This window comes from Methylosinus sp. R-45379 (assembly GCF_001644125.1).
GTDB lineage: Bacteria > Pseudomonadota > Alphaproteobacteria > Rhizobiales > Beijerinckiaceae > Methylosinus.
The window spans coordinates 37561-55894 of record NZ_LUUM01000224.1 but is presented as its reverse complement, the minus strand read 5'-3'; the positions used below and the strand labels follow the sequence as shown (position 1 = coordinate 55894).

General features: G+C 65.3%; 25 protein-coding genes. 16 read left to right on the top strand and 9 right to left on the bottom strand.

Going from position 1 to position 18334, the window contains the following annotated elements; all coding sequences use genetic code 11:
- Positions 1 to 130 precede the first annotated feature (130 nt).
- Complete coding sequence (locus A1351_RS10180) at positions 131 to 679, top strand: hypothetical protein (protein WP_024879109.1); 549 nt, start codon at positions 131 to 133, stop codon at positions 677 to 679.
- Here A1351_RS10180 and A1351_RS10175 read toward each other — a convergent pair whose 3' ends face one another.
- From A1351_RS10175 to flgF, 3 genes are all read right to left on the bottom strand, one after another.
- A complete protein-coding gene (locus A1351_RS10175) occupies positions 680 to 1123 on the bottom strand; it encodes a hypothetical protein (protein ID WP_064032915.1) in 444 nt (147 codons plus the stop codon).
- A gap of 81 nt (positions 1124 to 1204) precedes the next feature.
- On the bottom strand, positions 1205 to 2539 hold the full coding sequence (gene fliI / locus A1351_RS10170; protein ID WP_024879111.1) for a flagellar protein export ATPase FliI: 1335 nt from the start codon (positions 2537 to 2539) through the stop codon (positions 1205 to 1207).
- Positions 2536 to 3258, bottom strand: coding sequence for a flagellar basal-body rod protein FlgF (gene flgF, locus A1351_RS10165; protein ID WP_024879112.1), 723 nt, complete (start codon positions 3256 to 3258; stop codon positions 2536 to 2538). The genes fliI and flgF overlap by 4 nt, the downstream gene beginning before the upstream one ends.
- 155 nt (positions 3259 to 3413) lie before the next feature.
- Here flgF and motA point away from each other — a divergent pair, with 155 nt between their 5' ends.
- The 11 genes from motA to flgI all read left to right on the top strand — a co-directional run bounded on the left by motA (position 3414) and on the right by flgI (position 11370).
- Positions 3414 to 4286, top strand: coding sequence for a flagellar motor stator protein MotA (motA, locus tag A1351_RS10160; RefSeq protein WP_024879113.1), 873 nt, complete (start codon positions 3414 to 3416; stop codon positions 4284 to 4286).
- A 5-nt stretch (positions 4287 to 4291) separates the two neighbouring features.
- Complete coding sequence (locus A1351_RS10155; protein ID WP_024879114.1) at positions 4292 to 5239, top strand: flagellar motor switch protein FliM; 948 nt, start codon at positions 4292 to 4294, stop codon at positions 5237 to 5239.
- A gap of 124 nt (positions 5240 to 5363) precedes the next feature.
- Positions 5364 to 5666 (top strand): flagellar motor switch protein FliN, encoded by a 303-nt coding sequence (gene fliN, locus A1351_RS10150; RefSeq protein ID WP_036309317.1) that lies wholly within the window; start codon positions 5364 to 5366, stop codon positions 5664 to 5666.
- Positions 5667 to 5684: 18 nt separating this feature from the next.
- On the top strand, positions 5685 to 6710 hold the full coding sequence (locus tag A1351_RS10145; protein ID WP_024879116.1) for a flagellar motor switch protein FliG: 1026 nt from the start codon (positions 5685 to 5687) through the stop codon (positions 6708 to 6710).
- Positions 6711 to 6723: 13 nt separating this feature from the next.
- Positions 6724 to 7809: an EscU/YscU/HrcU family type III secretion system export apparatus switch protein gene (locus tag A1351_RS10140; protein ID WP_026598018.1), complete on the top strand. Its 1086-nt coding sequence runs from the start codon at positions 6724 to 6726 to the stop codon at positions 7807 to 7809.
- A gap of 72 nt (positions 7810 to 7881) precedes the next feature.
- Positions 7882 to 8265 carry a flagellar basal body rod protein FlgB gene (gene flgB / locus A1351_RS10135; RefSeq protein WP_024879118.1) on the top strand — a complete coding sequence of 128 codons (384 nt, stop codon included), beginning with the start codon at positions 7882 to 7884 and terminating at the stop codon, positions 8263 to 8265.
- A gap of 6 nt (positions 8266 to 8271) precedes the next feature.
- Complete coding sequence (gene flgC, locus A1351_RS10130) at positions 8272 to 8691, top strand: flagellar basal body rod protein FlgC (protein ID WP_024879119.1); 420 nt, start codon at positions 8272 to 8274, stop codon at positions 8689 to 8691.
- The gene (locus tag A1351_RS10125) at positions 8688 to 9008 is read left to right on the top strand and encodes a flagellar hook-basal body complex protein FliE (protein ID WP_024879120.1); all 321 of its coding nucleotides are present in this window, start codon (positions 8688 to 8690) and stop codon (positions 9006 to 9008) included. Before flgC ends, A1351_RS10125 begins: the two co-directional genes overlap by 4 nt.
- A gap of 18 nt (positions 9009 to 9026) precedes the next feature.
- Positions 9027 to 9815, top strand: a complete 789-nt coding sequence (gene flgG, locus A1351_RS10120) for a flagellar basal-body rod protein FlgG (protein ID WP_024879121.1) — start codon at positions 9027 to 9029, stop codon at positions 9813 to 9815.
- Entirely contained in the window at positions 9812 to 10276 is a 465-nt protein-coding gene (gene flgA, locus A1351_RS10115) for a flagellar basal body P-ring formation chaperone FlgA (protein WP_024879122.1), read from the top strand. Before flgG ends, flgA begins: the two co-directional genes overlap by 4 nt.
- The gene (gene flgI / locus A1351_RS10110) at positions 10276 to 11370 is read left to right on the top strand and encodes a flagellar basal body P-ring protein FlgI (RefSeq protein ID WP_036290264.1); all 1095 of its coding nucleotides are present in this window, start codon (positions 10276 to 10278) and stop codon (positions 11368 to 11370) included. Before flgA ends, flgI begins: the two co-directional genes overlap by 1 nt.
- A gap of 3 nt (positions 11371 to 11373) precedes the next feature.
- Here flgI and A1351_RS10105 read toward each other — a convergent pair whose 3' ends face one another.
- Positions 11374 to 11613, bottom strand: coding sequence for a hypothetical protein (locus tag A1351_RS10105; RefSeq protein ID WP_024879124.1), 240 nt, complete (start codon positions 11611 to 11613; stop codon positions 11374 to 11376).
- A gap of 587 nt (positions 11614 to 12200) precedes the next feature.
- Between A1351_RS10105 and A1351_RS10100 the strand changes: the two genes are divergently transcribed.
- Both A1351_RS10100 and smbP read left to right on the top strand, forming a co-directional pair.
- Complete coding sequence (locus A1351_RS10100; protein WP_024879125.1) at positions 12201 to 12407, top strand: hypothetical protein; 207 nt, start codon at positions 12201 to 12203, stop codon at positions 12405 to 12407.
- 146 nt (positions 12408 to 12553) lie between these two features.
- Positions 12554 to 12889, top strand: a complete 336-nt coding sequence (gene smbP, locus A1351_RS10095) for a small metal-binding protein SmbP (protein WP_024879126.1) — start codon at positions 12554 to 12556, stop codon at positions 12887 to 12889.
- 52 nt (positions 12890 to 12941) lie between these two features.
- Here smbP and A1351_RS10090 read toward each other — a convergent pair whose 3' ends face one another.
- On the bottom strand, positions 12942 to 13538 hold the full coding sequence (locus A1351_RS10090) for a PAS domain-containing protein (protein WP_024879127.1): 597 nt from the start codon (positions 13536 to 13538) through the stop codon (positions 12942 to 12944).
- A 160-nt stretch (positions 13539 to 13698) separates the two neighbouring features.
- On the opposite strand from A1351_RS10090, the gene A1351_RS10085 reads away from it, so the two are divergent.
- Together A1351_RS10085 and A1351_RS10080 are read left to right on the top strand one after the other, a co-directional pair.
- Positions 13699 to 14481, top strand: a complete 783-nt coding sequence (locus tag A1351_RS10085) for a rhomboid family intramembrane serine protease (RefSeq protein ID WP_024879128.1) — start codon at positions 13699 to 13701, stop codon at positions 14479 to 14481.
- A gap of 62 nt (positions 14482 to 14543) precedes the next feature.
- Positions 14544 to 14975: a CBS domain-containing protein gene (locus tag A1351_RS10080; RefSeq protein WP_024879129.1), complete on the top strand. Its 432-nt coding sequence runs from the start codon at positions 14544 to 14546 to the stop codon at positions 14973 to 14975.
- Between the two features lie 46 nt (positions 14976 to 15021).
- On the opposite strand, the gene A1351_RS10075 is transcribed toward A1351_RS10080, so the two are convergent.
- The 4 genes from A1351_RS10075 to folE form a co-directional block, all read right to left on the bottom strand.
- A complete protein-coding gene (locus A1351_RS10075; protein WP_064032914.1) occupies positions 15022 to 16047 on the bottom strand; it encodes a patatin-like phospholipase family protein in 1026 nt (341 codons plus the stop codon).
- 130 nt (positions 16048 to 16177) lie between these two features.
- Positions 16178 to 17131 carry a glutaminase gene (locus A1351_RS10070; RefSeq protein ID WP_024879131.1) on the bottom strand — a complete coding sequence of 318 codons (954 nt, stop codon included), beginning with the start codon at positions 17129 to 17131 and terminating at the stop codon, positions 16178 to 16180.
- A 30-nt stretch (positions 17132 to 17161) separates the two neighbouring features.
- Entirely contained in the window at positions 17162 to 17572 is a 411-nt protein-coding gene (gene hisI / locus A1351_RS10065) for a phosphoribosyl-AMP cyclohydrolase (protein WP_026598024.1), read from the bottom strand.
- Positions 17573 to 17593: 21 nt separating this feature from the next.
- A complete protein-coding gene (folE, locus tag A1351_RS10060; protein ID WP_018264614.1) occupies positions 17594 to 18223 on the bottom strand; it encodes a GTP cyclohydrolase I FolE in 630 nt (209 codons plus the stop codon).
- Between the last annotated feature and the right edge of the window lie 111 nt (positions 18224 to 18334).

The window sequence follows — 18334 nt, the reverse complement described above, 5'->3', positions numbered from 1 at the left end:
GCGCCTCGCGTCCGATGCGATAGCTAACGATCCAAGATTTCCCGAAGCTTGTCGAAATTTCGAAGCTCGATTCAACTTTGCTCGATTTTGAGCTATCCATTTCTAGTTCATCGATTCGAGGAACGATCGCATGGTTGACGCTCCGACATATCGCTCCGATGGCCCGCGCCGCGCGTCGCCGCTCGGCAAGCCGAAGGTCGCGCCGCCGCATCTCTTCGCGGAGCGCCGCACGCCGCCGACGCGCCCGACGCGCGATATCGGCGAGCTCGCCTTGCGCACTGTCGGGGTCGCTCTCGCGGTCGTGTCGACGGCCTTCGCCGGCTATATGATTTCGGATGCGGAGCGGCGGCCGCAATTCGCCGGTCTCGAGCATCTCGCCATCTACAGCCGCCCCACGGTCATCGCCTCCAAGCGCATTCAGACGCAGATCGCCGATCAGCGCGGCAAGGTCGACTTCACGCCCGTCGGCTCGATCGGCGAGCCGCAATCGGAGGCGGGCGTTCCCGGATTCACGCTGCTCAGCGTGCGATCGGGAGTCGCTCTGCTGCAGACCCCGAATGCGATCATCAAAGTATCGCCGGGCGATCTCGTGGAGGGGCTCGGCCGCGTCACCGCGCTGGAGCGTCGCGGCGAGAAATGGGCGCTGGTCTCCAGCGCCGGAGTCGTCATCGGCGAGTGATCAGCGCCGCGCGGCGCGCGCATTGGCTCGCGCGACGGCCTGATCGATCTGCGCGTTGAACTCCGCGAGCAGGCGCTCCGCTTGCCGCGCGCGCGATTTCTCCTGCCGATCCGGGTGGCAGGCCCAGGCGAGCCGCCGCCGTAGCGCGCCGAGCTTCGCAATCGAGCCTTCGGCGCGCAAGAGCTCGACGAGAACCTCCTCACGCTCCGGCAGCCGCGCGGCTTTCGGCTGCGGCGGCGCGGGCGGAGGCTCCTGCGGTATTGCGGGATCGGCTCCATAAGCGCGGGATATTCGCGCCGCGCGATCTTCCTGCGATAGCGGCGATGGCGCCGCCTTCTCGCGCAGCAGCGTTCCCATCGGCGGGGGACGCACAGGCCCGGCGTCTCGCTCCGTGGGGCGGGGCGTTTTTTCCAGGCTATCGAGGATCGTCGCGAAATTCGTCATGGTCCCGAGCCGCAAGCAGGGCCGGGATCATGACCGCGAAGGAGTGAAAGATTGGTTGATCGGGCGAGCGCGCAGCGCCGTTCAGCCGTGCGTCGCGTGCTGCAGCCTGTCGGCCACCTCGCGGAAGGGGTCGACGCTCGGCGGCGATTGCGGCGACTGCGTCAGCGCCTCATAGAGCTTGGGAACGAGCTGCACGGCCTGGTCCAGCTCCATGTCGGCGCCGCGCTGATAGCCACCGAGCATGCGCAGATCGCGCGTGTCCTCATAGCGCGACACGAGCGCGCGCAGCTTCTGGATGAGATGCCGTTGCTCCGGCTTCCAGGCGTGATGCGCGAGGCGCGAGATCGAGGCCTTGAGATCGATCGCCGGATAGCGCCCTTGCTCGGCGATGGCGCGGTCGAGCACGATATGGCCGTCCAGCGTGCCGCGCACGCAATCGGCGATCGGATCATTGTGATTGTCGCCGTCGACCAGCACGGAATAGACGCCGGTGATCGATCCGCGCCCTTCCTCGCCGGGGCCGGCGCGCTCGAGCAGGCGCGGAATATCGGCGAATATGCTCGGCGTGTAGCCATGCGCGACCGGCGGCTCGCCAGCGGCCAAGGCCACCTCGCGCGAGGCATGCGCGAAGCGGGTCACCGAATCGACGATCAGCAGGACGTTGCGGCCGATGTCGCGAAAATATTCAGCTATGGTGGTCGCGGTCAGCGGCGCGAGACGCCGCATCATCGGGCTCTCGTCGCCGGTGGCGACGACGACGATCGATTCGCTCGCCTGTCCGGCCAGCACCTCGTCCAGAAATTCCCGTACCTCGCGACCGCGCTCGCCGACGAGGCAGATCACCACCGTGTCGAAGCCCGGCGCCCGCGCCAGCATGGCCAGCAAGGTGGATTTGCCGACGCCGGAGCCGGCGAAAATGCCAATTCGCTGGCCGGCGCAGATCGGCGTGAAGCAATCGACGGCTTTGACGCCGGTGCGCACGGGCACGCTCACACGGCCGCGGCGCATCGCCTTTGGCGCGGAGGCGTCGACGTCGAAGGCGGTGTCGCCGTCGGAGAGCGCGCCGCGCTCGTCGATGGGGTGCGCAAAAGCGTCGAGAACGCGCCCCGCCCAATCGGGGCTGGGCGCGACCGCGATCGGCCCCGTGCGATAGGCCGGCGAGTTGAGGCCGATGCGCACGCGATTGTCGAAGGATTTGACGATCGCGCCGTCCTTGCCGACGCGCACCACCTGTCCCAGCGCGCCGTCCGGCGGCGCGCCGATGCGCACGCATTCGCCGAGCTCGACGAAATCGGAGAGGCCGCTGACGCGGCAATGTGACGGCGTCACCTCGGTCACGAGGCCGAAGACGCGAATGTGATCGGCGCGGCGCTGGTCGCGCTCGACCGCGGCGCGCAGGCGCTGTAGCGAGGTCATGAGCCCCCGAGCGTGCGAATGGCCTCACGCTGCGAGCTGTCGAGCATGTCGTTCATCGAGCTCACGCTGTCGAAAGCGCGCGATGTGGCGATCAGCTTGGCCATCTCGTGAATCGGATTGACGTTGGAGCCCTCGATAAAACCCTGCTGCACGCCATTGCGGACGAAATCGAGCACCGCTGTCGCTGGCTTGGAGGGAATGAGGCTGGCGTTGGGGCCGCGGGTCAAATCCGCGGACTCGTCGAGGGTGAAGAGGCCGACGGCGCCCACCTGGCGACCGCTCTGCGTGATCATGCCGTCGCGCGAGATCATCGGCGGGCCGCCATTGGGATCGAGCACGACGGCGGAATTGCCCGCGTCGAGAATCGGAAAGCCAGAGACTGTCTGCAGATCGCCGGTCTCCGTCATGCGCATGCGGCCGTCGCGCGTGTAGGCGGTCCCGTTCGGCGTCCGTATGGCGAAATAGCCATTGCCCACTATGCCGATATCATAAGGATCGCCGGTCTTGGTGAGCTCGCCGACGGCGCGCGAGACGAAATCCTTGCCGGCCGACACATAGGCGGTCTTGCTCGTGTCCGTTTGGGAGACGACCTGCTGAAAGCTCACGCCATCGGCGCGATAGCCCGGCGTCGCTGCGTTGGCGATATTATTGGCGAGTGTCTCCAGCCGCTTGTCGACGGAGACTTGCGCCGAAAGCGACACGTAAAAGGCCGATTGCATGTTGTCGAGGTCCGTGCCTGCGCTGCGGCCGCATCGCGCCGCTCCGTCATGAAGCTGCCCGGTTTTGCTTGCGTGAAGCTGAAAGAAAATGTCAGCCTCGCGCAAGGGAGGGTGACTAATTCGTTAATACGAATTTCCATCGGGAGACTGGCGTCATGGGCTTTCTCGTCGGGCTGATCATCACGATGGGCTGCATGTTCGGAGGCTTCGCCGCGCTGGGCGGCCATTTGATCGTCCTATGGCAGCCATGGGAGTTCGTGATCATCATGGGCTCCTCGCTCGGCACTTTCGTCGTCGCCAATCCGACCAAGGTGATCATGGACACGGGCAAGGCGCTCGGCCAGGCGGTCATGGACAAAGGCCCCAAGCATCGCGACTTTCTCGACATACTCGGCCTGCTGCACGCTCTGATGCGCGAATTGCGCAGCAAGCCGCGCAACGAGGTCGAGGCGCATGTCGACAATCCGGCGGAATCGAAGATATTCACGGCGTTTCCGAAGGTGCTCGCCAATAAGGAAATGACCACCTTCATCTGCGATTACTGCCGTCTCTTCATCATTGGCAATGTCCGCACCTTCGAGATCGAGGCGCTGATGGACGAGGAGATCGCCGCCATTCGCTACGATCGGCTGAAGCCGTATCATGCGCTGACCTCGGTCGGCGACGGCCTGCCGGCGCTGGGTATCGTGGCGGCCGTGCTCGGCGTCATCAAGGCGATGGGCGCGCTGGATCAATCGCCGGAGCTGCTCGGCGGCCTCATCGGCGCCGCCATGGTCGGCACATTCGCCGGCATCTTCGTTTCCTACGGCATCGTCACGCCGCTCGCCTTCAAGGTGAAGGTCGCGCGCAGCAAGGAATGCCACCTCTATGTCATCGTCAAGCAGACGCTGCTCGCCTTCATGAATGGCGCGATGCCGCAGGTGGCGGTCGAGCACGGACGCAAATCCATTCCCGCCTATGAGCGTCCCTCGATCGACGAGGTCGAGAATGAGACGCTCTCCGGCGGCGCCGCCGCCGAGGCGGCGTGATCGATATGAGCATGGACGGCGTCGTCGAATTCGCCTCGCAGGGAGTGAGGGAGCGTCTGCTCTCGGGCGGTGGCCCCTCGCTCGATCGCATGCCGCTGTTGCGCGCGGTGTTCGACGCCATGGCGTCGCAGATGCAAGATTCGATGCGTGGTCTCGCCGAAGGCGCGATGCAATTCGTCATCGAGACAATGACGGTCGCGCGGTCCGGCGAGATAGCGCTCGAGACGGAGCGCGCCGCGCTCGCCGCATCCTATGTCGCGGGCGCCGATCCAGAAGCCAAGACGACCATCGCCGCCGACCGGCGCTTCGTGTTCACGCTGCTCGAGGGATTGTTCGGCTCCGACGGTTCAGAGCCGCCTTATGACGCGGAGCGCGAGCTCACGGCGATCGAGACGCGCGTCGGCATGCTGGCCTTCTCGCGCATCACCAATTCATTGCAGGCGGCTTTCGCCGCGCTCGTCGGAGCGCGCTTCACGCTCGAGCCGGCGGAGGCTCGGGCCGAACCCGCAGGAGCCGCGCGCAAGAGCAGCGGCTTCAGCGTCGTTTGCCGGTGCCGGCTGCGCGCCTTCGGAACCGAGGGCGCGCTGCTCATCGCCATTCCGCAGGCGACGCTCGATCCGATGCGCGACGCCTTGTCGCAAGAAGCGCCGACTTCGGCGCCGGCGACGGATCCGCAATGGGCGAAGCGGATGAAAGAGCGTGTGACCGAGACCGAGGTGACGCTGAGCGCAGTGATGGAGAAGGCCGATCTCACGCTCGCCGATGTCGCGCGCTTCGAGGTCGGCCAGGTCATCGAGCTGCCGGTGTCGCCGACAGGCCTCGTCGCGCTGATGTGCGAAGGCCAGTCGCTGTTCTGGTGTGAGATCGGCCAGAAAGACGGCTCCTACACGATACGCATCGACGATTTCGTCGATCAGCAGCAGGAATTCATCGACGACGTGCTGCGCGGATGAGCGCTGGCGCGATTGCGGCGTCGACAATGGAGAGATCGACATGGGTGAGTTCGATTTGGAGAGCTCCAAGAGCGAGGAGCTCGAGAGGCTGATCGGCGGCTCGCGCGCGATCGGCGAAGATCTGATGATGGAAGAGCGTGTGCGCGAGCCCGAGATCGACGCGCGCAAGTTCGAATCGATTCTGCGCATTCCGGTCGTCATGCAGGTGGTGATCGGCTCCGTGACCATGCCGGTCTCCAATCTGCTGAAGCTCGGGCGCGGCGCCATCGTGCCGCTGGACCAGAAGATCGGCGAGCCGGTCGATGTCGTCGTCAACGGGCGTCTCATCGCGCGCGGCGAGGTGGTCGTGGTCGAGGACGACAATACGCGCTTCGGGGTCTCGCTCACCGAGATCATCGAGCCCGGGAGCGGCGCGCGGCGCATGTGACGGAGGCGGGAGCCCGCGATGACCAATCTGATTGCGGCCGATGCAGGCCGCACGCTCAACGGCCCGGAAAAAGTCGCGGCGCTGCTGTTGTCGGTCGACAAGGATGTGGCGCAGCGCGTCCTCAAGCATTTCGATCGGAACGAGCTGCGGCAGATCACCAAATTCGCGGCCGGCCTCGGCGCGGTCCCGGCGAGCACGATCGAGCCGCTCATCGAAGATTTCATGTCGCAGCTCGAGAGCGGGGGCTCTGATCTGCGTGGCACGGCGGGCGAGGCGGAAAAGCTGCTGGCCGGCGTGATACCGCCCGATCAGATCGCCGAGATCATGTCAGATGTGCTCGGCAGCTCCAACAGCGCCGTGTGGGATCGTGTCGGCGCCGCGCCGGAGGCGACCTTCATCGAATATCTGGCCATGGAGCATCCGCAAACGGCTGCGTTGACGCTGTCGCGGATCGATCCGACGCGCGCCGCCAAGACGCTGTCCGTGCTGCCTCCCGATTTCCGCGACGATGTGATGCGCCGCATGCTGTCGTCCAAGCCCGTCACCGATGAGGCGCTCCGGCTGGTGGAGACGACATTGCAGGAAGATCTCCTGCAGAATTCGGCGGCCACCGCCTCGGCCGCGAAGAACGCCAAGCTCGCGGCGATCATCAACAAGATGGAGCGCGAGCATGCCGAAGGCGTGCTGCGCAGCCTCTCCGAACGCCGCCCGCGCGACGCCGAAGCGCTGAAGGGCATGCTGTTCAACTTCGAGGACATCACCAAGCTCAATGTCCGCGCCCGCATGATTCTGTTCGACGCCATTCCCGCCGATCGCGTCATTCTGGCGCTGCGCGGCGCAGAGGTGGACGTTCGCGACTTCGTGCTCGCGGCGCTCTCCGCGCGCACGCGGCGCATGGTGGAGGCCGAGCTCTCCAGCGGCGCGTCGCCGTCGCGTCGCGATATCATGGAGGCGCGCCGCGTCATCGCCGACACGGTTCTGCGGCTCGCAGAGCAGGGCAAGATCGATTTGTCCAACGCCGCTCCGGAGGAGGCCGCCGAATGACGGCCTCTGATCGATGAGCGATACGGAAGACGACGAATCACGAACAGAAGAGGCGTCAGAGAAGAAGATTCTCGACGCGCTCGAGCAAGGCAAGACTCCCGTATCGCGCGATCTGTCGGTCGCCACGCTCTTTCTCACCTTTCTGCTCTGTTCCGTCTTCGTCGTTCAGACGGTCGGCCCGCAGCTCGCCAGCGCGCTGGGGCTGATGCTCGGCAATGTCGGCCAATTCGCGGTCGCCAATGGCGCCGACGCGTATATGCAATCGCGGGTGGTGGTGCTGGAGACCGCGCGATTTCTGACGCCGATTCTCGGGATGTTCATCGTCTCGGCGCTTGTCGCAGCTTTCATTCAGGGCTCGCCGCGCCTCGTCTTCCAGCGTATCGAGCCCGATCTCTCGCGCATCTCGCCGCGTGAGGGGCTGAAGCGCATCTTCAGCGTCACGGGCCTCGTCGAGCTCGCCAAATCGGTGGCGAAAATCATCATCATCGCAGGCGCGGTCATCTTTTCGCTCAATGTCGACCGCGGGCTCATCACCGATGCGATGCGCGTCGAGCCCGGCCAGGTGCCCGGCCTGCTGCTCAAGCTCGTCATTCGCCTCACCAGTGTCGTTTGCATTCCGGTCGTCCTGCTGGCCATGGCGGATTTCGCCTGGAGCCGCATGAAGTGGCGTCGCGACATGCGCATGAGCCGCCAGGAGCTCAAGGAGGAGCATCGGCAATCGGAAGGCGATCCGATGATGAAGGCGCGCCTGCGTTCCATCGCGCTGGATCGCTCGCGCAAGCGCATGATGGCGGCGGTTCCGCGCGCGACCTTCGTCATCGCCAATCCGACCCATTACGCGATCGCTCTGCGCTATGTGCGCGAGGAGGGCGGCGCGCCGCTCGTCGTCGCCAAGGGAACCGATCTCGTCGCGCTCAAGATCAGAGAGATCGCCGAGGCGAACGGCGTTCCCGTGCTCGAGCGGCAGGCGCTCACGCGCGCGATGTACGATCATGTCGATGTCGATAAGATGATCCCGTCGGAATTCTATCGTCCGATCGCGGAGCTCATTCATTTTCTGCACAACAGTGGCCAGGCGTCGCGTCCTGCGTCTCGCTGATTGCTGGCGAAAGTCCAGCTTGACGCAAGACCGAACGGCTAATTTTCCGTTACCAAATCTGCGCGAGGCATCATGGTCGAGCCTGTTTATCTCTTCGATCTCGTCGAAAAGCAGCGGAGCTGGCTTTCTGCGCGTCAATCGGTGGTCGCTCAGAACATCGCCAACGCGAACACGCCCGGCTACAAGGCGGTCGATGTCGCGCCTTTCTCCAAAGTTCTGGATCATAGCGCATTGGAGCTCGCGGGCACCAATGGTCTGCATATTCAGACAGCGGCTTTCGATCCACGCGCGTCCTCGCCGAAGGAAGGCGCGAATTGGGAGACGAGCCTCTCCGGCAATTCGGTCAGCCTCGAGCAGGAAATGATGAAGGCGGGCCAGATTCGTGGCGCCTTCTCGCTCAGCACCAGCATCATGAAGTCGTTCCACGGAATGTGGATGGCGACGTTGAAGGGATAATGCGAGATGGATGCTCTCGAAGCCTCCATGAAAATCTCCGGCGCGGGTCTCGAGGCGCAATCCTCTCGCCTGCGCATCGTCGCGGAGAATATGGCCAATGCGCGCTCCACGGGCCAGACCGCGGGCGCTAATCCTTACGTGCGCAAGACTGTCACCTTCGCCAATGAGCTGGATCGCGCGAGCGGCGCCGAGCTTGTTCATGTCGGCGCGGTCGGCATCGATCGCACGCCGTTTCGCGTCGAGCATGATCCGGGCAATCCGGCTGCGGACAAGGACGGCAATGTGAAGTTTCCGAATGTGAACATTCTCACCGAAGTGGCCGATATGCGCGAGGCCAATCGCGCCTATGAGGCCAATCTCCAAGTCATGAAGCAGACGCGCGATCTGCTCTCCATGACGGTCGATCTGCTGAAGGGAAGCCAATGATCGGACTCGTCCCCGGAATCGTCGCCTCCGTCGCTTCCAACGCCGGCGTCTCGGCGCTGAGCGGCGCGACGAAGAGCGCAGCCGCTTCGTCTGTCGACGGAGCGTCCTTCTCGCAAGTGCTCGATCAGCTCACGACGGATGTCGTCGACAAGGTGAAGTCGAGCGAGGCGACCTCCATCGCCAGCGTGCAGGGCAAAGCCTCTGTGCAGCAGGTCGTGGATGAGATCATGTCCGCCGAGCGGGCCTTGCAGACGGCGATCGCGGTGCGCGACAAGGCGGTCGGCGCCTATCAGGAAATCAGCCGGATGACGATTTGAACAAGGATCGGTAGAACCATGCGAGCGCTCGCCATCGCGGCCACGGGCATGAACGCCCAGCAGCAGAATATCGAAGTTCTCTCCAACAATATCGCCAATATCAACACGACCGCGTTCAAGCGCTCCCGCGCGGAATTCACCGATCTGCTCTATCAGGCGGACCGGCTTCAAGGCGTGTCCAACCGCGGCCGTGACGCGACGATTCCGGAAGGCTCGCAGACCGGCCTCGGCGTGCGCCTCGCGGCGATCCGCAGCCTGCAGACGCAAGGCTCGCTGTCGCAGACGGGCAATCAGCTCGATCTCGCGCTGCAAGGCCGCGGCTGGTTCCAGATCGTCGGCGCCGACAGCGAGACTGTGTATACCCGCGCCGGCTCGTTCAGCACCAACGCCAATGGACAATTGGTGACGGGCGACGGCTATCTGGTGACGCCGACCATCGTCATTCCCAATAACGCCACCGCGATCACCGTCAATCAATCGGGCATTGTCTCGGCGACCATCGGCGGGCAGACGACTCCGCAGCAGCTCGGCCAATTGACGATCGCCAATTTCGCCAATGAATCGGGCCTCGAGGCGTTGGGCGGCAATCTCTTCCGCCAGACGGTCGCCTCCGGCGCGCCGGTCGTCGGCGTGCCGGGCGATCCTGGCTTCGGCACGATCAGCCAATATTATCTCGAGAGCTCGAATGTCGATCCGGTCAAGGAGCTCGTCAATCTCATCTCCGCGCAGCGCGCCTTCGAGCTCAGCTCCAAGGTGATCCAAGCGGTGGACGAGATGGAAGGTACTGTCTCGAAGGGAATCAGATGATGCGGCCGCCGCGGCTCGTCGTTCTCGTGCTGGCCGCGGTCGCCTGCGGCCTCTCGCCGCTCGGCGCGGAGGAGCGCATGCTCCCCGTGCCGCTGGGCGTCATCTATCCCGGCGACGTCATTCGTGAATCCATGCTCGGCGAGCGCGCCTTCGGCTTCGGCGGCGGCGCCGATGGCTCGGTCGCGGAGACCAAAGGCGCGCTCATCGGCAAGGTCGCGCGGCGCACGCTGCTGCCGGACCGTCCGGTTCCGACGATCGCCGTCGATGCGCCCAAGGTCGTCACAATAAATGCGTCGGTGAAGATCGTCTTCAATGAAGGCGGCATGGTCATCATCGCTTACGGCTCGGCTCTGCAGGCCGGCTCCGTCGGCGATCTCATCCGCGTGCGCAATCAGGACAGCGGGCTCGTCGTCACCGGCCGCGTGCAGGCGGATGGCTCCATCCGCGTGAGCGAGGGCTGATGCGCAGGCTCGTCGCGATCGCTCTGCTCGTGCTGATGAGCGCGCCGGCGCTCGCTTCGGTGCGGCTCAAGGACATCACCTTTCCGCGCGGCGTGCGGGAATATCAGCTGCTCGGCTATGGCCTCGTCGTCGGCCTGCAAGGCACGGGCGACACGCTGCGCAATGCGCCTTTCACCGAGCAATCCGTTTCCTCCATGCTGGATCGCCTCGGAGTCAATGTGCGCAACAGCTCGCTGCGCACGCGCAATCTCGCCGCGGTGATGGTGACGGCGGCGCTGCCGCCCTTCGTCGGCTGGGGCTCGACGATCGACATCACCGTTTCCGCAATGGGCGACGCGACGTCATTGATGGGCGGGACGCTGCTGCTCACCTCGCTCACCGGCATAGACGGCAATGTCTATGCGATCGCGCAAGGGCCGATCGCGGTCTCGGGCTTCGCCGTCGGCGGCCAGAACGAGACGTTGACGCATGGCGTCGCGACTGTGGGGCGCGTGCCCAATGGCGCGACGATCGAGCGTGAGGCGCCGCGTCCCTCCGGCGAGGATGGCGCGCTGATGCTGGAGCTGCGCAATCCGGATTTCCAGACGGCGGTGCAAATCGTCGATGCGATCAACCGCTACTCGCAGGCGAAATATCATCAGCGCATCGCGCGCGAGCGCGACAATCGCACCATCGCGCTGACGACGACGCGCGGCGGCGCGACGCGCCTGCTTGCCGAGATCGGCGAATTGCGCGTCGAGCCGAGCACGCCTGCGCGCGTCGTCATAGACGAGCGCACCGGCACTGTGGTGATCGGCCAGGATGTGAAGATCTCGCCCGTCGCATTGACGCATGGCGGCCTCACCGTGCGCATCAATGAGACGCCGGAGGTCTCGCAGCCGGCGCCTTTCTCCAATGGCAGGACGACTGTGACCACCCAGACGCGCATCACTGCGACCGAGGAGGTCGGCGGCGTCGCCACGCTGGAAGGGCCGACATTGCGCACGCTGGTGCGCGGGCTCAATCAGATCGGGCTGAAGCCGACAGGAATCATCTCGATCCTGCAGGCGATCAAGACGGCCGGCGCCTTGCAGGCGGACCTCATCATTCAATGAGACTCAGTGTGGGCGGCTCGCGCGCAAGGCGCTCTCCAACGCCATAATGACTGGGATGATGGCGCTCTTCTCACGTTGCGCCGCGGAATAGAGCTCGGCGCCATCTGTGTGCTCGATCTTCTGCAGAGCCTCTAGCTGACGCTCGAGGCTCTCGAGCAGCGTCGCTGCGTCGATGCGCTCGAGCGTGAGCGAAAGCTCGATCTGATCGCCCATATTCTCCTCCGCTATGCGATCGGCCGCCACGCCTCATTTGGGCGCGGAGCCCGTCCCGCGGTAGGGGCGTCAATGCGCATGATGATGGCCGGCTCGGAGGGCGTCAGCGGGAGGTCGCGCTCGCGCGTGTGACCGTTGTTGCGCTTTCCCGAGGCCATGGGCCTGAAATAGCCCGGCCGCGGCGGCGAGGCCGCAGCGAGCGAATGTCATGGGAGTTCCTGGTCGGGAATAGGCGAGAACGCGACAGTCGCGACGCAACGCGTTGAATCGTCGAGAGCGAATCTATCGATGCGTCGCCGCTTCGCCATTGGGGGATTTGCGCAGCGCTGCGCCTAGATAACATAATAGATTCAAGCGATTGTGCAATAATCATACGCTACCGACGTGGCGTCGCCGAGTGGCCGCCGCGTAGCTTTCGAAGGGCTCTGCGGCCGGATTGCGGATCGGCGAAACTTCAAAGATAATCGCCACGACGCTCGAGCGTGAGCGTTCGAAAGAACCGAGGGGCCTCGGATGCAGGCCCGACCGGCGAATCTGATTGAGGCCCGCAAAGGGAATTCGAGCGTTGTTTTCGCTCCCGCTCTCAGGCTCGCCCAAGCGAGTGAGAGAGCAAGAAAATGGCAAAGAATTCCCTGATCGCTCTGTTGCAGGAAAAGCTCGATTCGGCGCGCCGCGAATTGCGGGCGGCTTCGGTCGATTTCGAGGTTTCTGACGAGCAGCTGCTGGATCTGCGGGCGAGCGCGCGGCAGATCTTCCTCGAGCTCAAGGAGCAGGATCGCCAGGTCACGCAAAAAGGTCTGCTCGCCGCGTTGAAATTCTGGTGAGCGGCGAGGGGCGGCGGAAAATCCTACTGATGGGCTAGCAAGGCGCCCCCATTTGCATTTAAATGCAGGACACGATCATCGGCGGCCGCGATAAATCGATACGTTCAGTGACGATGCGCGCGCCGCCGGATCATGAGGAAACGACCATGAAGCTCAAAACCGCCGCTCTCACGCTCGCTTTCGGCGGCGCGCTTTTCGCCTCGACAATGGCCCGCGCCGATGACCGGCTCGACCGGGCGTCCACCCACGTCGAGGAAGCGATCACTCAGATCAAGCTGAAGGATACCGGGCTTCTCGCCTATCATGCCGATCTCGCGCTGGAGAAGGCCGAGTCGCTGCAGAAGTTCAAGCCCGACGCGCATCTCGCCGCTGCGATCGACCATCTGAAGGCCACCATCGACGAGGCCCGCCAGAACCATCTCGCTCAGGCCGCCGAGCATGTGAAGGCCGCCGATGCGGAGCTCAAGCAGGTCGCGAAGTAATTTCTCGCCCCTGGTCGGCGCGCCCCCTCCTCGGGGGCGCGCTGCTGATTTTTCATGCCTTTCCGCCCCGATAGAGCACCAGCTCCGGCCGTCCCGACGCGGCGGGACGCACCACGCGGCGACCGACCGGCTCCGACAGACGAAAATGCGCCTCGCTCGGCGCGATCACGCGAAAAGACGTCAGCCGCAGCGGATTGGCGGGCGCGACGCCGAGCCAGCGCGGACGGCGCGCGGGCGCGATGGCGCCGAGAACGCGGGAATGCGTCTTGCCGAAATGACGCAACGGCAGCAGCAGCAGCTCGAGCTCCAAGACGTCGCCCTCGTCGCCGGCGCGTCCCTCGACTCCAGCGACAACCGGAGCCACGCCGTCGATGACGGTCAGCATGACCGAGGCGAGCGTGCGGCGGTCCTCGGGAGACCACAGATCGAGAAAGGACTTCCCCTTCTGCTCGTCGAGCCAGAGCGCGTTCAGCCGTGTGCCGCAGAGGCGGATCGGAAAGCGGCCCGCTTCGTCGATCTCGATGATGAAGGAATCGGGCAGCGCCTCGCGAATTTCCGCCGGGTCGATCTCGGACCGCTCGGGCGCCGATCGCGCCCCTTTCAAGCGGCTCCAATAGGCGTAGAGTTGCTGGTTGACCTTGTGTCTCATTTTGTTTCCAAAACGGCGTATCGTGAAGGACTTTGCGTCGAATCGGCGCGCCCTGCCGCCCGCCCCCGAGCGGCGAGAGCTGAAGAGCAGGCGGCATGCCAGCGGCAAGAAATCGGTAACCACGCGCAATGGCTCCGGCGAGCCGAGGACGGGCTCTGAGATGAACGATCGTTTCGAGGCGAGGCCGCAGAGGGAGAAAATCCTCAATCTGCCCGGCGAGGTCACGGCGCTGCTCGCCGTGCTGGCGGCGATTCAGTTCGCGCTCGGCGCATTGCCGGGCGCGACGGTCTCCGAGATCTTCTCCGCGCTGGCTTTCGTTCCGGGACGAATCTCGATCGTTTTGGCGCCGGACGCTTTCATGCGCTCCATAGCGGGGCAGCTCGCTCCGGGCGTCGAGGCCGGCGATATCGCCGAGGCTCTGGGCGCGGAGCGCCTGCCCTGGTGGACCTTCGTCACCTATGCGCTGCTGCACGCCAATTGGACGCATCTCGCCGTCAATGGCGTGACGCTCGCGGCCTTCGGCTCGCCGCTGGCCCGCCGTTTCGGCGCGGCGCGCTTCCTCGCCTTTCTGGCGCTGACGGCGGCGGCGGGCGCGGCGGCGCATTTTGCGATCCATCCTTTCGATCTCGGCCCGGTCGTCGGCGCCTCGGCGGCCATATCGGGAACCATGGCGGCGAGCGCGCGTTTCGCTTTCGCCCAGGATTCGCGGATCGGGGCGCCCTATGCGTCGCGGCGCGCGTCGAGCCTCGCCGAGCTCTGGTCCAACCGGCGCGCGCTCGCCTTCGTCGGTCTCTGGTTCGCGGCCAATCTGATCTTCGGTCTATTTCCCGGCGCGGCGGGGTCGACGGAGCAGATCGCCTGGGAGGCGCATGTCGGAGGCTTTGTGGCGGGGCTTCTCCTGTTCGGCGCCTTCGACCGTCGGCGCGAGGGAGGCCGTGAGTAACCGCAACAACTAGCGGCAAGTCGAGAGCGACAAGTAAACTAGCGAGAGGGGAGGGATTTCATATGAATGTCGCCCGCATACTCGCCCGCAAGGGGGCCGAGGTCGTCACCATCGCGCCTGGACGGACATTGCTGCAAGTGGCGGAAGAGCTGACCCGCCGCGGCATTGGCGCGCTCGTCGTGGTCGACGCCGATGACGAGGTCGTCGGCCTCATCACCGAGCGCGACATCGTCGGCGCCATTGCGCGCGGCGGCGTCGAGGCGCTCCGCGACGAGGTCGCGCGCTTCATGACCGCCGATCCCATGTCGATCGCCGAGGATCATTCGCTGGAAGCGACGATGGAGGCGATGACGGTGGAGCGCCGCCGTCATCTGCCGGTTCTGCGCGACGGGCGTCTCGCCGGCCTCGTCTCGATCGGCGATGTCGTCAAATGCCGTATCGACGAGATCGAGTCCGAGCGCCAGGAGCTTCGCGCCTATATCGCGACGGCCTGAGAGCCGCCGCTCCGCGAGGGTGACGCCGGAGCCGCTTGTCTGCGGCTCACGGCGTCGCGCCGACCAGCGGTATGTGGGCGAATATATTGGGCAGCGAGCGCTTGGTCGCCTCATGGCCGAGCTCGATCAATTCCTCGGCGCGGTGGAAGTCGAACATGCCGACATCCTCATGGCGGGCGTGGATGGTCGCGTCGGGCGGATCGCCGGCCATGCGCGAGCGCAATATGCGATCCTGGATGATGTTGAAGGCGTCGATCATCGAGGCCGCGACATTGGGCGCGGCGCCGGGGCGGCGTTGGAAATAGCGCGGCAGCAGATGCGCCGCGAGGCCGGGCTCCGAGGCGTCGGCGAAGGGCGCGCTTTCTTTCGCGCGGCCGCCGCCGGCATGGGCGTGATGATCGTGGATCACATGGGAGCGATACATCGTATCGGCCGTGACGTTCACCGCTATCACGAAATCGGCGCCCAGCGCCCGGCAGACGGTGATCGGAATCGGATTGACGAGCGCGCCGTCGAAGAGCCAACGGTCGCCGATGCGCACGGGCTCGAAAATGCCGGGCAGAGCGTAGGAGGCGCGCACGGCCGGCGCCAGCGCTCCGCGCTTCAGCCAGACCTCGTGTCCCGTGCCGACTTCGGTGGCGACGGCGGCGAAGCGGACCGGCAGATCCTCGATCGTGAGGTCGGTCAGCTCTTTCTCGAGCGCCGCGCGCAGCCGCTCGCCGCCGATGAGGCTCATGCCGGAGAAGGACAGGTCCATGAAGGTGAAGACGCGCCTTTTGGTCATGGAGCGCGCGAAGGCTTCCACGGCGTCCAGCTTGCCGGCGGCGTAGCAGCTGCCGACCACGGCGCCGATGGAGGTGCCGGCGACCACATCGGGCACGATCCCATGCGCCGCCAATTCGCGCAGCACGCCGATATGCGACCAGCCGCGCGCGGCGCCGGCGCCCAGCGCCAAGCCGATCTTGGGCCGCGCTATAGGCGGAGCGGGCTCGCGCGCAATGGGCGGCGCATCGACCCCGCCGCCGCCATCCGGCGCCCATCTGTCGAAGGGATTGCGAAAAAAGGCCGTCATCGCGCCTCTCCTGCCTGCCGTCTCCGCCCGTCTTGATCTTTCTTATATTGGGCGGAAGGCTGCGCGCTGAAAGTAGCGGGGCGGTTAACGGCGCCGCCGCAGCGGTGAGGGGCCGGATCGCGGCTTCGGCTCAGGCCGGCTCGGTTCCGAAGATCGACCAGCCCATGCGCCGCGCGAGCTTCTCCAGCGCGATGCGGCCGAGATGGGAATTGCCATTGGCGTCGAGGCCCGGCGACCAGACCGCGATGGACGCCTTGCCGGGCGCGACGGCCAGAATGCCGCCGCCGACGCCGCTCTTGCCGGGCAGGCCGACGCGATAGGCGAATTCGCCGGAGCCGTCATAATGGCCGCAGGTCAGCATCAGCGCGTTGATGCGGCGGGCGCGCTCGGGCGAGACCACCGACGATCCGGTCGAGGGCGATCCGGTAGAGGGAACACGGCCCGAATGGGCGAGATAGCGCCCCGCCATCGCCAGCTGCCGGCAGGTCATGGCGATCGCGCAATGGTGGAAATAGACGCCGAGCGTGAAATCCACCGGATTGGCGATCACGCCGAAGGATTTCATATAATTGGCGAGCGCGATATTGCGAAAGCCGGTGCGTTTCTCCGATTCCGCCACCGCCCGGTCGACATAGATCGTATCGTCCTGGGCCAAAAACTGCAGAAAGCGCAAAATCTCGCCCAGAGCCTCGCGCGGCTGATGGCCGGACAAGATCACATCCGTCACCGCTATGGCGCCGGCGTTGATGAAGGGATTGCGCGGCACGCCGCGCTCGCGCTCCAGCTGCACGATCGAGTTGAACGGATTGCCGGAGGGCTCGCGGCCGACGCGCCGCCAGAGCAGATCGCCCACCATGCCGAGCGCCAGCGTCAGCGTGAAGACTTTCGATATGCTCTGAATCGAGAAGGGCAGGTCGGCGTCGCCGCCAGCGGCGACGCGGCCTTCGGCGTCGATCGCCACCATGCCGAAAGCGCCGGGATCGACCCCCGCCAGCTCGGGAATATAGCTCGCGACCTCGCCGCGATCCGGCCGCGCCGCCATTTCGGCGGCGATCTCCTGCACGGCTGTTTCGAGCTCGGTCACTTAGGCCTACCAGAGTGGGGCGTCGCGGCTTTAGCTCTCGAGAACGAGGCGGGGAGCGGCGCCGCTCTCGCCCAAATTCTCGACATGGCGATAGAAGCAGGATTTGCGGCCCGTATGGCAGGCCTTGCCGTCGCCGCCGGGCTCGACGGCGAGCAGCAGCGCGTCCTGGTCGCAATCGACCTTCAGCGACACCACTTTCTGCACCTGGCCGGAGGTGTCGCCCTTGCGCCACAGGCTCTGTCGCGAGCGCGACCAATAATGCGCCACGCCCGTCTCCAGCGTCTTCTCGAGCGCCAGAGCGTTCATATAGGCGACCATCAGCACCTCATTCGTCGCCGCCTCGACGGTGACGCAGACGATGAGCCCCTGGGCGTCATAGCGCGGCGCGAGGGCGAGCCCTTCCTCGAGCGCATGAGCCTCGGCCGGCGGCAGAGCGGACATTGGATTTCCCCTGGGAAGCGGTCAGCGGGCGCCGCGGAGCAGCGTGTAGAAATGCACCTGCTCGGCCGGATCGTCGCGGAACACGCCCGAGAACTGCACCGTCACCGTGGAGGAGCCCTGCTTCATCACGCCGCGCATGGACATGCACATATGCTCCGCCTCCACCAGCACGGCGACGCCGCGCGGCGTCAGATGCTGGTTGATCGCGGTGGCGATCTGCGCCGTCATCGCTTCCTGCGTCTGCAACCTGCGGGCGTAGACGTCGACGAGCCGCGCCAGCTTGGAGAGGCCGACGACGCCGCCGGTCGGATAATAGGCGATATGCGCTTTTCCGACAAAAGGAACGACGTGATGCTCGCAATGCGAGAAAAACGGTATGTCGCGGACCAGCACGAGGTCGTCATAGCCCTCGACCTCCTCGAAGACGCGGGCCAGCTCCTCGCCGGCGTCCTCCTGATAGCCGCGGAAGAATTCCTCATAGGCCTTCACGACGCGGCGGGGCGTCTCCTTGAGACCCTCCCTTTCGGGATTGTCGCCGGCCCAGCGCAGCAGCACGCGCACTGCCGCCTCCGCTTCCTCGCGGGTCGGGCGCTCGACGGGAGTCTCGGCCGTCTCGTTACGGTCGAGCAAGGACTTAACCACGGCATCCATGTGGCGCCTCCAGATAGACGATTGGCCCGACCACTTCGGGGAAGACGGCCGCTTTCAACGCGGCCTGCGGAATTATATACTCAGTGGAAGGAATCCACGTAACCCCCCTGC

What these genes read in the sequence shown, in the direction of transcription:
- A1351_RS10180 (WP_024879109.1), top strand. Translation starts at nt 131, where the DNA reads ATGGTTGACGCTCCGACATATCGCTCCGATGGCCCGCGCCGCGCGTCG.
- A1351_RS10175 (WP_064032915.1), bottom strand. Translation starts at nt 1,123, where the DNA reads ATGACGAATTTCGCGACGATCCTCGATAGCCTGGAAAAAACGCCCCGC.
- fliI (WP_024879111.1), bottom strand. Translation starts at nt 2,539, where the DNA reads ATGACCTCGCTACAGCGCCTGCGCGCCGCGGTCGAGCGCGACCAGCGC.
- flgF (WP_024879112.1), bottom strand. Translation starts at nt 3,258, where the DNA reads ATGCAATCGGCCTTTTACGTGTCGCTTTCGGCGCAAGTCTCCGTCGAC.
- motA (WP_024879113.1), top strand. Translation starts at nt 3,414, where the DNA reads ATGGGCTTTCTCGTCGGGCTGATCATCACGATGGGCTGCATGTTCGGA.
- A1351_RS10155 (WP_024879114.1), top strand. Translation starts at nt 4,292, where the DNA reads ATGAGCATGGACGGCGTCGTCGAATTCGCCTCGCAGGGAGTGAGGGAG.
- fliN (WP_036309317.1), top strand. Translation starts at nt 5,364, where the DNA reads ATGATGGAAGAGCGTGTGCGCGAGCCCGAGATCGACGCGCGCAAGTTC.
- A1351_RS10145 (WP_024879116.1), top strand. Translation starts at nt 5,685, where the DNA reads ATGACCAATCTGATTGCGGCCGATGCAGGCCGCACGCTCAACGGCCCG.
- A1351_RS10140 (WP_026598018.1), top strand. Translation starts at nt 6,724, where the DNA reads ATGAGCGATACGGAAGACGACGAATCACGAACAGAAGAGGCGTCAGAG.
- flgB (WP_024879118.1), top strand. Translation starts at nt 7,882, where the DNA reads ATGGTCGAGCCTGTTTATCTCTTCGATCTCGTCGAAAAGCAGCGGAGC.
- flgC (WP_024879119.1), top strand. Translation starts at nt 8,272, where the DNA reads ATGGATGCTCTCGAAGCCTCCATGAAAATCTCCGGCGCGGGTCTCGAG.
- A1351_RS10125 (WP_024879120.1), top strand. Translation starts at nt 8,688, where the DNA reads ATGATCGGACTCGTCCCCGGAATCGTCGCCTCCGTCGCTTCCAACGCC.
- flgG (WP_024879121.1), top strand. Translation starts at nt 9,027, where the DNA reads ATGCGAGCGCTCGCCATCGCGGCCACGGGCATGAACGCCCAGCAGCAG.
- flgA (WP_024879122.1), top strand. Translation starts at nt 9,812, where the DNA reads ATGATGCGGCCGCCGCGGCTCGTCGTTCTCGTGCTGGCCGCGGTCGCC.
- flgI (WP_036290264.1), top strand. Translation starts at nt 10,276, where the DNA reads ATGCGCAGGCTCGTCGCGATCGCTCTGCTCGTGCTGATGAGCGCGCCG.
- A1351_RS10100 (WP_024879125.1), top strand. Translation starts at nt 12,201, where the DNA reads ATGGCAAAGAATTCCCTGATCGCTCTGTTGCAGGAAAAGCTCGATTCG.
- smbP (WP_024879126.1), top strand. Translation starts at nt 12,554, where the DNA reads ATGAAGCTCAAAACCGCCGCTCTCACGCTCGCTTTCGGCGGCGCGCTT.
- A1351_RS10090 (WP_024879127.1), bottom strand. Translation starts at nt 13,538, where the DNA reads ATGAGACACAAGGTCAACCAGCAACTCTACGCCTATTGGAGCCGCTTG.
- A1351_RS10085 (WP_024879128.1), top strand. Translation starts at nt 13,699, where the DNA reads ATGAACGATCGTTTCGAGGCGAGGCCGCAGAGGGAGAAAATCCTCAAT.
- A1351_RS10080 (WP_024879129.1), top strand. Translation starts at nt 14,544, where the DNA reads ATGAATGTCGCCCGCATACTCGCCCGCAAGGGGGCCGAGGTCGTCACC.
- A1351_RS10075 (WP_064032914.1), bottom strand. Translation starts at nt 16,047, where the DNA reads ATGACGGCCTTTTTTCGCAATCCCTTCGACAGATGGGCGCCGGATGGC.
- hisI (WP_026598024.1), bottom strand. Translation starts at nt 17,572, where the DNA reads ATGTCCGCTCTGCCGCCGGCCGAGGCTCATGCGCTCGAGGAAGGGCTC.
- folE (WP_018264614.1), bottom strand. Translation starts at nt 18,223, where the DNA reads ATGGATGCCGTGGTTAAGTCCTTGCTCGACCGTAACGAGACGGCCGAG.